This is a genomic window from Actinokineospora spheciospongiae, assembly GCF_000564855.1.
In the GTDB taxonomy this organism is placed as follows: Bacteria; Actinomycetota; Actinomycetes; order Mycobacteriales; family Pseudonocardiaceae; genus Actinokineospora; species Actinokineospora spheciospongiae.
This window is the reverse complement of sequence record NZ_AYXG01000169.1, coordinates 24,080-36,752: the sequence shown is the minus strand read 5'-3', so window position 1 is coordinate 36,752 and position 12,673 is coordinate 24,080. Positions and strand designations below refer to the sequence as shown.

Below are 12,673 nucleotides of genomic sequence, written 5' to 3'. Positions count from 1 at the left end.
GTCACATGATCGCCACCCCCGGCCAAACACATCCACCCACCCGGGCAGTTGCTTAGCCGGGCCGCCGGTTGCGGGGGTGGTCGGCCTGCGTTCAGGACCTCCACCCACCGGGCATGTCCGTAGTCGGGCCGGCGGTTTTCGGGGGTGATCGGCTGGGCTGCTGCGCCGGTGGGGTTCGGGGTGGCCGGCAGTCGGGCCTGCGGCTGGTGGGGTGGTCGGCGGCTGCGCCGGTGGGGTTCGGGGTGGCCGGTTGTCGGGTCCATGACTGGTGGACGGGCCGGCGGTGCGATGGGTGGTCGGCGGCTGCGCCTGTGGGTTCGGGATGGCAGGCAGGCGGGGCTGCGGCCGGTGGGGTGACGGTCCTGGAGTTGCGGTGGGTCGGGGCTGCGGTGGGTCAGCGGCCGAGCCGGTAGCCGAAGCCCCGGACGGTGGACAGCAGTCCGGGCCGGGCGAGCTTGGTGCGCAGCGAGGCCAGGTGGACGTCCAGTGCCCGCGACACCGCCACGGTCGCGTCTCCCCAGACCTCGTCCAGTACCTGCTGCCTGCTCACCGCGACCCCCGCCCGCCGGGCCAGGGCGGCGAGGATGTCGTACTCCTTGCCGGTCAGCGTCAGTTCCGCACCGGCGACGCTGACCCGCCGGGCCGCCAGGTCGACCCGCAGGTCCTCCACCTCGACCACCTCCGGGACACCTCCCCGGGCGGCGGCTCGGCGGGTCACCGCGTCGATCCGGGCCAGCAGTTCGGCCAGGCGGATCGGTTTGACCAGGTAGTCGTCCGCGCCCGAGCGCAGGCCGCGCACCACGTCCCGCTCCGTCGAGCGCGCGGTCAGTACCAGCACCGGGACGTCGGAGGCGCGGCGCAGGTCCCGCAGCACTTCCAGGCCGTCCCCGTCGGGGAGGGTCAGGTCGAGCAGCACCAGTTCCGCGCCGGGGCGCAGTCCGGGCACCTCCGCCGCCCTGGCCGCGCGCACCACCCCGTGCCCGCGGGCCACCAGCGCGTCGACCACCGCCGCCGCGACACCGTCGTCGTCCTCCACCACCAGGATGCGCATCGAACCTCCGGGGCCCAGGATGCCCCAGCCCGGCCGCCGCCGGAGGCGGTTCCCCGCGACGTGTCGGGCGCGGGACGCGCGGATGGACCAGTGGGACGACAACCGGCGCCGGGACCGGTCGACCCGGAGGGCGGTGTCGACTGCCTGTTGACCGCGATCAGCCGCGCACCCTGGGGACGGTCGAGGTGGACGTCCCCCGGCGGCTCAGTCGACGGCCATCTCACCGAGGAGGGACCACTCGGTGCCGGGGGCTTCGACGTTGACGATGCGCGGGGTGGCGGCCAGGTAGGGCGGGAGGGTCTCCTGGGCGGCCTTGAAGTGCGCGGAATTGACGTGGGCACCGCCCGCCCCACCGTCGCGGAAGGCTTCGACGAGGACGTACTCGGTGGGGTCGTCCAGGGAGCGGGACCAGTCGAACCAGAGGCAGCCGGGTTCGGCGCGGGTGGCCTCGGTGAACTCGCGGGAGAGTTCGGGCCACCGGTCGGCGTGCTCGGGCTTGATCGCGAACTTGGCGGTGATGAAGATCATTTCAAGCAACCCCCACTCGGGAATCGACTCCAGGATGCCATTTCCGGCGCTCACCCGTCGGACGGCACCAGCAGCCCCGGGCGCCGGGAGTGGTGGGCTGGAACCGTCAGCCGCCGCCGCAGGTGATCAGGCGGCGAAAGCGTGGGGTTCCATGGCGTTCCTGGGTGGGATCACGGTTCGGAGCGGGTCAGCCGCACGGGGCGAGGGGGTGGTGGCGAGCAGGAGCGCGTACGCCTGCCCCTCGCTGACCGTGTCGCCGCCTTGGTCGCGTGTGTGAACAGCCGATTTCCGGTGTCGGGAGGCGGACCGGGGCCACCGCGAGTCGGCCGCGTGCCGCGCAGGCGCGTGTACGCTCGCGGCATGGTCTCGGTGGGGATGCGCCTGCGGTTGCTGCTCGCGCTGTTCCTGCCTGCCCTTTTCGTGGTGCTGCCGACGACCGGGGGTTCCGGGGCGGCGGCCTCAGCCGTGGGCCTCGGGGTGATGGCCGCCGCGGTGGTGTGCGCCGTGGTCGTGGTGGGGCTCGTGGTGGCGGTGGCGCCCGCCGGGGTGCGGGCGATCAGCCTGCGCGAACGGGCGCGGCTGGTCTCCGCGGTGCGGTTGCGGGACCCGGACGCGCGGGGGCGGACTCGGCCCAGGGCTCCGTCACGGGGTGGCGCGACCGCCTGAGCAGTGCGTCGAGGTCGGACGTGGGCGGTCGGTGTCCGCTTCCCGACTCTTCCGACGGAGTGAATCCCCGATGTTCGACGTCTTCCTCTACCCCGTTTCCGGCGTGCTCTGGTTCTGGCACCGGCTCTTCGGCGCCCTCTTCGGCCCCGGCAGCGGGGCCGCCTGGGTGCTGGCGATCGTGTTCCTGGTCTTCACCGTGCGGGTGCTGCTGATCCGGCCCGCGCTCGGTCAACTGCGCGCGGCGCGGCGCGCCCGGGAGTTGGCCCCCGCCCTGGCGCGCATCCGGGAGAAGCACCGCGGCGACCGGGTGCGGATGGGGCGGGAGGTGCAGAAGCTCCACGCCGAGAACGGGACCAGCCCGTTCGGCGCGATCCTGCCCGCGCTGCTGCAGGTCCCGGTGTTCCTGAGCCTGTACTGGGTGCTGCGCGACTTCACCCCGACCGCGCAGTCGAACCACGTGTTCGACCGGGCCGGGGTGGAGTCGTTCCTGCGGGCCGACCTGTTCGGCGCGCGGTTGGGCAACTGGGTGAGCCAGTCCGCCGCCGACCTGGCCGCGTTCGCCACCGACCGGGCGCACATGCTCGCCGTGGGGGTGCCGCTGATGCTGTTGGCGGGGGCGGCGACGTTCCTGTCGCTGCGGGCGGGGCAGAAGCAGCAGCCCGCGGACAACCCGCAGTTCGCGGCCATCGGCAAGGTGATGGCGTTCCTCGCGCCCGCGGGGATGCTGGTGTCCGGGTTGCTGTTCCCGGTGCCGATCGGCGTGCTGCTGTACTTCCTCGCGAACAACGTGTGGACGTTCGGGCAGCAGCACATCCTTTCGACCAAAGTGGACGGCCAGTCACCCGGCGGTGGGGCGCCCGCGGTGGTCAAGCCGCGGATGACCACACCGCGACCGGGGCAGAAGCCGCGGCGCGGTCGGTAGTGGACAGACCGCTTGCCCCGCAACGGTTTCGTTGCGGGGCAAGCGGTCCACCCGGTCACCCGGTCTTGCGGCGCAGCGTGTGCTTGCGCGGTACCGGGATGTTGGTGCCGCCGCGGGTGCTCTGCGCGCGGTGCGACTCGTGCGGGTGCGGGCCGGTGCCCTTCTGGGCCAGGGCCTGCGAGAAGCGGTTCTTGATGTCGTCCATCGACGGGGTGCGGGACTTCTTGGCAGCCAAGGTGGCCTCCTGGAAAGGGATGGTGCGAAGCCGCTCGAAGAGGTCGCCGACCGCGGTCGCGGCGGTGCCGGACCGTGGGCGTGGCGGGTACCCGGTCCGACGAGCGGGTGCGGACCGGTCAGTGGACATGCGTGATCGCCAACTGTGCGGCAGGGGAACCTGCCTGGGCGGGGTGTCGACGGGAGTCCCCGGAACCCACTCGACCGGGCTGGTTCAGCCTGCGGCAGGTGGTCCGTCAGCGGGGATCAGGTCCCGGAATCTCAAAGGCGCATGGGTAGATGGTGCCAGTCGTCCGGCCACGGGGTCAAGGGGAAAGTTTCGCGAGTCCTCTGTGGAGCGGAGAACACCCGTTCAGGGTTGCGGGTAGAGGTCCCGGTGGGCGAGCAGTTCGCCCCAGTCGGTGGTGATCGACGTGGCGGCGAGGACGGCGTGGGCGATGGCGCGGGCGAACACGCCGGGAGCGGCGGAGAGCGCGGTCGCGGCGGTGCCGGAGGACCCGGTGGCGGCGGCGAAGATCGTGTCGCCGTCGGCCAGGCCGTGCGACGGGCGGATGGCCAGGGACAGGCCGTTGTGCCCGGCGTCGGCGAGGCGGTGGGCCTGGCCGGGGGTGAGCGGGGCGGTGGTGGCCACGACGCCGATGACGGTGTTGAGCGGCGCGCGGAACCGCCGGGCCTCGAACGTGGCCCGCAACCGCTCCCGGCCCGCGGCGATCACCTCCGGGGCGACGGGGACGAGCGGGAACTCGCCGGGCAGGCCGAACGCGACGCCGAGCGGGAGCCCGGTGGCCGGGTCGACCGCGGGGTGGTGGGAGTTCATGCCGACCACGGCGGCGACGGTGGTGCCGTCGGGGAAGGTGGCGCTGGCGGTGCCGAGGCCGCCCTTCATCTGCGCGGTCAGCGCCCCGGTCCCGGCGCCGACGTTGCCCTGCGCGACCGGCCCGCCCGCGGCGGCCGACGCCGCCTCGTGGCCGACCTCGGGGCGCGGGTGGGCGGTGAAGTCGCCCCCGCGGCCCAGGTCGAACAGGGCGGCGGTGGGGACGACCGGGTCGGCCCAGGGGCGGTGCCGGGCGACCCAGTCGAGGACGCCGTGGGCGGTGCCCAGGCCGTAGGAGCTGCCGCCGGTGAGCACCAGGGCGGCGACGGCGCGGCGGTCCTCGCGCGGGTCGAGGGCGAGGGTGTCGCGGGTGCTGGGGCCGCCGCCGCGCACGTCGACGGCGGTGACGGTGCCCTCCGGGAGCAGGACGGCGGTGGTGCCGGTGAGGGCGCCGCCGCCGATGCGGGTGGCGTGGCCGAGGAGGACCCCGGGGACGTCGGTGAGGGCGTTGTGCGGTCCGGCGCGCATGGGTTCAGACCTCCGGCAGCCGGGGGACGGCGTCGAGCAGGGCCCGGGTGTACGGGTGCGACGGCGCGCGCAGGACGTCCGCGGTGGCCCCGGACTCCACCGCCACGCCGTCCTTGAGCACCAGCAGCCGGTCGCAGAGCTGTTGGACCACCCCGATGTCGTGCGAGACCAGGACCAGCGCCAGCCCGAGCCGGTCCACCAGGTCCTGCACCAGCGCGGTGACCTGGACGCGGACCGCCACGTCGAGGGCGGAGAACGGTTCGTCGGCGAGCAGCACCGCGGGTTCCGGGCCGAGCGCGCGGGCGATGGCGACGCGCTGGCGCTGCCCGCCGGAGAACTCGTGCGGGTACCGCCCGGCGGCGTCGGCGTCGAGGCCCACGGCGGCGAGCAGTTCGGCGACGCGGGCCCGGTGGTCACCGGGCACCCGCAGGCACTCCAGCGGCTCGCGGACGCTGTCGCCGATCCGCATCCTCGGGTCCAGCGAGCCGTACGGGTCCTGCGGCACCATCTGCACCTCGCGGCGGAACCAGCGCAGGTCCCCGGTGGGGTGCACGGCCCGGCCGCGGAAGGTGACCGCGCCGGAGTCCGGCCGGTCCAGGGCCAGCAGCAGCCGCAGCAGCGTCGACTTGCCCGACCCGGACTCGCCCACCACGCCCAGCCGCTCCCCCGGGGCCAGCGCCAGGCTGACGTCGCGCACGGCGTACCGCTGCCCCGGCGCCCCGAACAGCGACCGCCGCGGCAGGCGGTAGGTGCGGTTCAGCCCCTCGGCGGTGAGCATCAGGCCTCCCGGGTGAACGAGGTGGCGCGGGCGGCGGCGAGCAGCGTGCGGGTGTAGTCGTGGGTCGGGGCGCGCAGGACGTCGGTCAGGGTGCCCTCTTCCAGCACCCGCCCGCCGCCGAGCACCAGCACCCGGCGGGCGACCCTGGCCAGGACGGCGAGGTCGTGGGTGATGAACAGCAGGGCGGTGCCGTGCTCGTCGACGAGCCGGTCGAGCAGGGCGAGGACGTCGGCCTGCACGGTGACGTCGAGGGCGGTGGTGGGTTCGTCGGCGAGCAGCAGGGCCGGGTCGCAGGCCAGGGCGGTGGCGATGCCGACGCGCTGGAGCTGGCCGCCGGAGAGCTGGTGCGGGTAGGCGCGGGCGGCGCGCTCGGGGTCGGGCAGGCCGACGCTGTCGATCAGCTCGACCGCGCGGGCGGCGGCGGCGCGGGTGGACAGGCCGCGGTGGCGGCGCAGCGGCTCGGCCACCTGCCTGCCCACGCGCATCAGCGGGTTCAGCGCGGTGCGCGGCTCCTGGAACACCATGGCGATCCGCTCGCCGCGCACCCGCGACATCCGCCGGTCGTCGAGGCCGAGCAGTTCGGTGCCGTCGAGCCGGACGCTGCCCCCGACCTCGGCGCCGTCGGGCAGCAGCCCCAGGACCGCCAGCGCGGTGAGCGACTTGCCGGAACCGGACTCGCCGATGAGCCCCAGCCGCTCCCCCGCCCCCAGGTCGAGGTCGATGCCGTCGAGCAGGGTCTTGCCGCCCAGGCGCACGGTCAGGCCGCGCACGGTCAGCAGGCTCATCGGGTCCGCACCAGCCTCGGGTCGGTGGCCTCGCGCAGCGCGTCGCCGAGCAGGTTGAACGCCAGCACGGTCAGCGCCACCGCCAGGCCGGGCCAGATGACCAGCAGCGGCCGGGCGGCGATGTGCGCCTGCTGCTCGTGCAGCATCCCGCCCCAGGACGGCGACGACGGCGCGCTGCCGTAGCCGAGGTAGGTCAGCGCGGCCTCCACCAGCACCGCCAGCGCCATGACCAGCGACAGTTGCACGATCAGCGTGGGGGCGATGTTGGGCAGCAGGTGGCGGCGGATGATCCGCCCGGTCCCGGCGCCGCCGACGCGGGCGGCGAGCACGTAGTCGGTGCCCCGCACGGCGGTGATCTCCGCGCGGGCGACCCTGGCCACCGCCACGCCGAACCCGATGCCGATGGCGACGACGACCGTGCCCAGCGAGCTGCCGTAGACCGCGGCGAGCACCATGGCCAGCAGCAGCGTCGGGAACGCCACCAGGATGTCGATCAGCGCCACGGCCGAGAACCCGACCCAGCGCGGTCCCAGGGCGGCGACCAGCCCCAGCGCCAGCCCCACGACGGCGGCCACCAACGCCGAGCAGACCGCCACCACCAGCGTCTCCCGCGCACCGACCAGCAGTTGGCTGAACTGGTCGTGCCCGATCCGGTCGGTGCCCAGCACGTGCCCGTCGGTGAACGGCAGCAGCCACGCGCTGCCCGGGTCGGTCCGCTGCGGGTCGAACGGCGTCCAGAACAGCGACACGACCGCGCCCACGGTGAGCAGCCCCAGCCAGACCAGCCCGAACGCCCCGGTCGGGCGGCGGGCGACCAGCCGCAGGACCCGCAGGGCGGTCACCGGACCTCCCGCAACCGCGGGTCGATCAACCGGTGCGCGACGTCCACCAGCAGGCTGATCACCAGTACGGCGGCCACCACCAGGAACACCTCCCCCTGCACCTTCACCAGGTCGCGGTTGCCCACGTCGACCACCAGCATGCTGCCCACCCCCGGCAGCGTGAACACCCGCTCCACCACGACCGCGCCCACGATCAGCGTCGCCAACTGCACGCCCAGCACCGACACCACCGGCAGCGCGGCGTTGCGGAACCCGTGCGCGCGCAACGCCTGCCCCCTGGTCAACCCCTTGGCCCTGGCGGTGCGCAGGAAGTCCGAGTGCAGCACGCCGAGCACCGCCGAGCGCACGAACCGCAGCAGCACCGCCCCCTCGGTCAGCCCCAGCGCCACCCACGGCAGCACCAGGCTCCGCACGGCCGACCCCGGGTCCGCCCAGCCGTCGACGGGGAAGCCCTGCGCGGGCAGCGCGCCGAGCTGCACCGAGAACACCAGCACCAGGACCAGGCCCAGCCACAGCGTCGGCACCGCGATCCCGACCTGCGACACCGCGCTGATCCCGGTGCCCACGAACGTCCGGTTGCGCACCGCGGCGAGCACCCCGAACGGCAACGCGACCAGCACCGCCAGCAGCGCGCCGCCGAGCACGAGCGGCGCGGTCACCGACAGCTTGCGCCCCAGCTCAGCGCTCACCGAGGCGCCGTTGAGCTGCGAGGTGCCGAAGTCGCCGCGCAGCACCCCCGCCAGCCACGAGCCGTACTGGGCGGGCAGCGACCGGTCCAGGCCCAGTTCGGCGCGGATGGCTGCCAGCCGCTGCGGGGTCGCGTCGGTGCCCGCGATGGTGGCCGCCACGTCGCCGGGCAGCAGCCGCAGCAGGGCGAACACCAGCACGCTCGCCACCAGCAGCGAGACGGCGAACAGCGCGACCCGGCGCAGCAGCCAGAAGGTCACTTGCCGACCGCGATGCCGCTGAGCGGGAACCGGTTGGTGGTCTCCGCCGACGGCACGCCGTAGACGCCGGTGCGCACGACGGTGTGGGTCTGGTTGACGAACAGCCAGTCGGTGGCGGCGTCGTCGGAGGCCTGCTTGGCGACCTTGCGCAGCAGTTCGTCGCGCTCGCCGTCGGAGGCGGCGGCGCGGGCGGCGGCGTAGTCGGCCTGGACCTGCTTGTTGTCGTAGCCGAAGTAGTAGTCGGGCTTGGCGTAGTTGCCGATGTCGCGGGCCTCGGCGTGGTCGACGATGCTCAGCTCGTAGTCGTGGTTGGTGAACACCCGGGTCAGCCAGGTGGGGAACTCGACCTGGCGGACGGTGAGGGTGACGCCGACCTGCTTGAGGTTCGACACCAGCACGTCGGCGATGGCGCGCGGGTAGACGTTGGGGACGTCCAGGGTCACCGCCAGGCCACCCGCGTGGCCCGCCTTGGCCAGCAGGGCCTTGGCGCCCTCGGGGTTGTGCGCGTCGGTGCCGGTGAGGTCGGTGTACCACGGGTCCTGCGGCGGGACCGGGCCGCCGATGGGGATGCCCGCGCCGTACGCGGCGATGACGTCCTCCTTGTTGATCGCCTGGCGGAAGGCGTGCCGGACGTCGGGGTTGTCGAACGGTGCCCGCTTGTTGTTCAGCGCCAGGGTGAACTTGTCGGTCGTCGTTCCCCTGAGGATGGTGAAGCCGGGGTTGGCGGTGAACGGTTGCAGCAGCGTCGCGTCGGCCGCGGTCTGCACGTCGGTCTGCCCGGTGGTCTGCGCGTTGTTCGCCGCGCTGGGCTCGGGGATGTAGTGCAGCACCACCTTGGCGTTCTTCGGCTTCGCGCCCCAGTAGGCGTCGTTTCGGGCCAGGGTGATGTCGGCGCCGCGGTTCCAGTTCGCGATGGTGTACGGGCCGGAGCCGTTGTCCTTCGCGTCCAGGGTGGCGAAGTCGGTGTCCTTCTTGTACACGATCCCGCCGCGCTGGGTCAGGTTCCACAGCAGGAAGGTGTCGCGCTGCTTGAGGTCGACCTTCACCGTGGTCGGGTCCGGTGCGGACACCGCGGCGACGGAGGCGAACTCGGCCGCGCGCAGCCCCTTGGAGCCGGGGGCGATCTGCTGTTGCAGCGACCAGACCACGTCGGCCGACGTCAGCGCGGAGCCGTCGTGGAACTTGGCGTCCGGGGTCAGGGTGAAGGTGTAGGACAGGCCGTCGGGAGAGACCTCGTGGGAGGTGGCCAGCCGGGGGACGATCTTGTCGCCGTCGGCGGTGTCGGCGCTGACCAGTCCCTCGTAGACGTTGTCGAGCAGGAGCTGGTCGACCGCGACACCGGAGGTGGAGAACGGGTTGAGGCTGACCGGTTCGAGGATCAGCCGCACGTCGACGGTGGCGCCGAGGTCGAGCTGGTCGTCGGGCGGGGTGGCGGCCTGGGTGGCGGTCGTGGCCGGGGCGCCGGGGTCACCACCGGTGCCGCAGGCGACCGTGGTCGCGGCGAGCGCGACGACGGCGGCGGGAATCCAGAGCAGGGGGCGCATGGTGGTACTCCTCGTCACCGGGACAGGGCTTGGTTCAGGTCGGCCAGCAGGTCCTGGGTGCCCTCGATCCCGACGGACAACCGCACCAACCCGGGGGTGACCCCGGCGGCGCGCTGCTGCTCCTCGTCGAGCTGGGCGTGCGTGGTCGACGCCGGGTGGATCACCAGGCTGCGCAGGTCGCCGATGTTGGCCAGGTGGCTGAACAGGGTCAGCCGGTCGACGAACCGGCGGCCCGCGTCGAAGTCGGGCAGCTCGAAGGCCAGCACGCCGCCCACGCCCAGCGGCAGGTACCGCCGCGCCGCGGCGTGCCACGGGCTGTCGGGCAGGCCCGCGTAGTGCACCGCCCGCACCTCGGGCCGCTCGCGCAGCCACCGGGCCACGGCGGTCGCGTTGGCCACGTGCCGCTCCAACCGCAGCGACAGCGTCTCGATGCCGTTGAGCAGCAGGAACGAGTTGAGCGGCGACACCGCGGGGCCCAGGTCGCGGACGAGGCGGGTGCGCAGCCGCAGGCAGTAGGCCAGCTCGCCGGAGTCGCCGAAGGCCAGGCCGTGGTAGGTCGGGTCGGGCCGGGAGAACTGCGGCCAGCGGTCGGGGTCGGCGGCGAACGGGAACCGCCCGCTGTCGACGACCGCGCCGCCGATGACCGTGCCGTGCCCGGCGAGGAACTTGGTGGTCGAGTGCACCACGACGTCGGCGCCGTGCTCGATCGGCCTGCACAGGTACGGCGTGGGCACGGTGTTGTCGACGATCAGCGGTACCCCGGCCGCGTGCGCGGTGTCGGCGACGGCGGCGATGTCGAGGACATTGCCGCGCGGGTTGCCCACGGTCTCGGCGTAGTAGGCGCGGGTGTTCGGGCGGGTCGCGGCCCGCCAGGCGGCCGGGTCGTCCTGGTCGTCGACGAAGGTGGTGGTGATCCCCAGGTCGTCGAGGGTGTGCGCGAGCAGGGTGTGCGTGCCGCCGTAGAGGGAGGAGGCGGCCACGACGTGCTCGCCCGCCCGCGCCAGGTTCAGCACCGCCAGCGCGGTCGCCGACTGCCCGCTGGCCACCGCGACCGCCGCCACCCCGCCCTCCAGGTCGGCCAGGCGGGCCTCGGCCACGGCGGTCGTCGGGTTGGACAGCCGGGAGTAGGCGTGCGTCTCCAGGTCTCGCAGCGCGAACGCGGCGGCGGCGTGCTCGGCGTCGCGGAAGACGAAGGACGTGGACAGGTGCACCGGGGTCGCCCGCGCGCCCGTCGTGGGGTCGGGCTGGGCGCCCGCGTGGACCTGGCGGGTCTCGAACCGGTGGGTCACGCGCGGGCCGCCAGCACGTCGGACCACCAGCGCCGCGCCACCTTCGGGTGCGACCGCAGCCACCCCACCAGGGCGTTCTCCCCGAACGCGGCGTGCAGCGGGTTGTCGGCGTCCGCGCTGACCCCGCGCGCCTGCGCGGCGAGGTCGGCGGGCAGGTCGAGGGGCTCCACCACGGCGTCGAGGCGCGGGCCGAGGAAGAACGGCACGGAGAAGCGCTCGACGCCCGCGGGCGGGCTGAGCACGCGGTGGCGGGTGGCGGTCAGGTAGCCGCCGGTGGCGATCTCCAGCATCTCGCCGATGTTGAACACGAAGCTGCCCGGCACCGGGGTGGCGTCGATCCAGGACCCGTCGGAGAGCTGCACCTGCAACCCGCCCACGTCGTCCTGCTGCAACAGGGCCAGGTAGCCGTAGTCCTTGTGCGCGCCAACGCCCTGCTCGGCGTCGTCGGCCGGGCGGCCGGGGTAGCGCACGACCTTGACGTGGGTCGAGGCCTCCTCGTCGAACCACCGGTCGAAGTGGCCCTCGTCGGCGCCCAGCGCGGCGGCCAGCGCCCGCAGCACCTCCCGGCTCACCCGCAGCGCCTCGTCCTGCCAGGCCAGCACGGTCCGCTTGAACCCGGGCAGGTCCTCCGGCCACTGGTTGGGCCCGACCAACCGCTGCCAGTCGTGCTCCGGCGCCTCGACGGGGACCCGCTCGGGACCGATGTCGACCTGCTCGCGCCAGTCGCGGGTGCCGCCGGTGAACTCGTACCCGGTCCGGGTGTACCCCCGGAACTGTGGCGAGTGGATGTTCTCGATGGCCAGCCGCCGCTCCTGCGGCAGCGCGAAGAACTCCCGCGCCACCCGGAAGATCCCGTCCGTCACCGCCTCGGGCACCCCGTGCCCGACGACGTAGAAGAACCCGACCTCGTGCGCGGCCCACCGCAACTCGTCGAGGAACCCCTCCCGACCGGCACCCCGGAACCGCGAGATGTCGATCAGCGGAAGGGCCTCCACCCGCTCCACGCTGCTCATGCCCCGACCCTAGGACCCCCGTCCAGACCACCAGCACCGACTCCCACGATCCGGACGCGCAGACCACCCGGTCCAGCGGATATCCGGGTGCGCCACCCCCCGACCGGTTGCGACCATCACCGGGTGAGAGAGCAAGGCGAGGCGTACCGAGAGGTGCGAGCGGTCCACACCGACAGCACGATCAGGGTCTACCAGGCGTACCCCGCCGAGATCGCCGACGCCGCGTTGGCGGCGGGGACGTTCGCGCCGCCGTTCAAGCGGGACCGGATGACCTGGGTCAAGCCGTCGTTCCTGTGGATGGCCTACCGGTGCGGGTACGCGGACAAGGCGGGGCAGGAGCGGGTGCTGGCCGTGGACATCAGCCGCGAGGGCTTCCACTGGGCGATCGGGCGGGCGGTGCTCAGCCACTTCGACGCGGCGGTGCACGGCGACCACGCGACCTGGTCGGCGCGGGTGGCCGGGTCGCCGGTGCGGGTGCAGTGGGACCCGGAGCGGGGCCTGCGGCACGAGGCGCTGGGCCACCGGTCGCTGCAACTCGGGTTGCGCGGCGAGGCGGTCCGCCGGTACGTCGACGAGTGGGTCGTGGGGCTCACCGACGTCACACCGCTGATGCGGGAGGTGGGGCGGTTGGTGCGGGCCGGGGAGACCGCGCGGGCGCGGGAACTCCTGCCCCGGGAGCGGGTGTACCCCCTGGAGGAACAGGACATCAGCGCCTTGGCGGCGAGCCGCTGA

At 73.8% G+C, this 12,673-nt stretch carries 14 protein-coding genes; 3 read left to right on the top strand and 11 right to left on the bottom strand.

Annotated elements, in window-relative coordinates; all coding sequences use genetic code 11:
• Window positions 1–394: 394 nt before the first annotated feature.
• Together UO65_RS22265 and UO65_RS22260 are read right to left on the bottom strand one after the other, a co-directional pair.
• A complete protein-coding gene (locus UO65_RS22265; protein WP_035285937.1) occupies window positions 395–1,051 on the bottom strand; it encodes a response regulator transcription factor in 657 nt (218 codons plus the stop codon).
• 204 nt (window positions 1,052–1,255) lie between these two features.
• The gene (locus tag UO65_RS22260; protein ID WP_035285935.1) at window positions 1,256–1,579 is read right to left on the bottom strand and encodes a putative quinol monooxygenase; all 324 of its coding nucleotides are present in this window, start codon (window positions 1,577–1,579) and stop codon (window positions 1,256–1,258) included.
• 360 nt (window positions 1,580–1,939) lie between these two features.
• On the opposite strand from UO65_RS22260, the gene UO65_RS22255 reads away from it, so the two are divergent.
• Both UO65_RS22255 and yidC read left to right on the top strand, forming a co-directional pair.
• Window positions 1,940–2,245: a DUF6412 domain-containing protein gene (locus tag UO65_RS22255; RefSeq protein ID WP_035285961.1), complete on the top strand. Its 306-nt coding sequence runs from the start codon at window positions 1,940–1,942 to the stop codon at window positions 2,243–2,245.
• 70 nt (window positions 2,246–2,315) lie between these two features.
• Window positions 2,316–3,167: a membrane protein insertase YidC gene (yidC, locus tag UO65_RS22250; protein ID WP_035285933.1), complete on the top strand. Its 852-nt coding sequence runs from the start codon at window positions 2,316–2,318 to the stop codon at window positions 3,165–3,167.
• Window positions 3,168–3,222: 55 nt separating this feature from the next.
• Here the strand turns inward: yidC and UO65_RS36050 are convergent, their stop codons facing one another.
• The 9 genes from UO65_RS36050 to UO65_RS22205 form a co-directional block, all read right to left on the bottom strand.
• Complete coding sequence (locus UO65_RS36050; protein ID WP_146241256.1) at window positions 3,223–3,402, bottom strand: DUF5302 family protein; 180 nt, start codon at window positions 3,400–3,402, stop codon at window positions 3,223–3,225.
• Window positions 3,403–3,753: 351 nt separating this feature from the next.
• Complete coding sequence (locus UO65_RS22240) at window positions 3,754–4,743, bottom strand: P1 family peptidase (protein ID WP_035285927.1); 990 nt, start codon at window positions 4,741–4,743, stop codon at window positions 3,754–3,756.
• A gap of 4 nt (window positions 4,744–4,747) precedes the next feature.
• A complete protein-coding gene (locus UO65_RS22235) occupies window positions 4,748–5,521 on the bottom strand; it encodes an ABC transporter ATP-binding protein (protein ID WP_035285924.1) in 774 nt (257 codons plus the stop codon).
• Complete coding sequence (locus UO65_RS22230; protein WP_035285922.1) at window positions 5,521–6,306, bottom strand: ATP-binding cassette domain-containing protein; 786 nt, start codon at window positions 6,304–6,306, stop codon at window positions 5,521–5,523. The genes UO65_RS22235 and UO65_RS22230 overlap by 1 nt, the downstream gene beginning before the upstream one ends.
• Window positions 6,303–7,148, bottom strand: coding sequence for an ABC transporter permease (locus UO65_RS22225; protein ID WP_233427793.1), 846 nt, complete (start codon window positions 7,146–7,148; stop codon window positions 6,303–6,305). The genes UO65_RS22230 and UO65_RS22225 overlap by 4 nt, the downstream gene beginning before the upstream one ends.
• On the bottom strand, window positions 7,145–8,095 hold the full coding sequence (locus UO65_RS22220; RefSeq protein WP_035285920.1) for an ABC transporter permease: 951 nt from the start codon (window positions 8,093–8,095) through the stop codon (window positions 7,145–7,147). Before UO65_RS22220 ends, UO65_RS22225 begins: the two co-directional genes overlap by 4 nt.
• Window positions 8,092–9,639 (bottom strand): ABC transporter substrate-binding protein, encoded by a 1,548-nt coding sequence (locus UO65_RS22215; protein ID WP_152552207.1) that lies wholly within the window; start codon window positions 9,637–9,639, stop codon window positions 8,092–8,094. Before UO65_RS22215 ends, UO65_RS22220 begins: the two co-directional genes overlap by 4 nt.
• Window positions 9,640–9,653: 14 nt before the next feature.
• The gene (locus tag UO65_RS22210; RefSeq protein WP_084176109.1) at window positions 9,654–10,955 is read right to left on the bottom strand and encodes an O-acetylhomoserine aminocarboxypropyltransferase/cysteine synthase family protein; all 1,302 of its coding nucleotides are present in this window, start codon (window positions 10,953–10,955) and stop codon (window positions 9,654–9,656) included.
• Window positions 10,925–11,941 carry an isopenicillin N synthase family dioxygenase gene (locus UO65_RS22205; protein ID WP_200873426.1) on the bottom strand — a complete coding sequence of 339 codons (1,017 nt, stop codon included), beginning with the start codon at window positions 11,939–11,941 and terminating at the stop codon, window positions 10,925–10,927. Before UO65_RS22205 ends, UO65_RS22210 begins: the two co-directional genes overlap by 31 nt.
• Window positions 11,942–12,064: 123 nt before the next feature.
• Here UO65_RS22205 and UO65_RS22200 point away from each other — a divergent pair, with 123 nt between their 5' ends.
• Window positions 12,065–12,673 carry a DUF4291 domain-containing protein gene (locus UO65_RS22200; protein WP_035285911.1) on the top strand — a complete coding sequence of 203 codons (609 nt, stop codon included), beginning with the start codon at window positions 12,065–12,067 and terminating at the stop codon, window positions 12,671–12,673.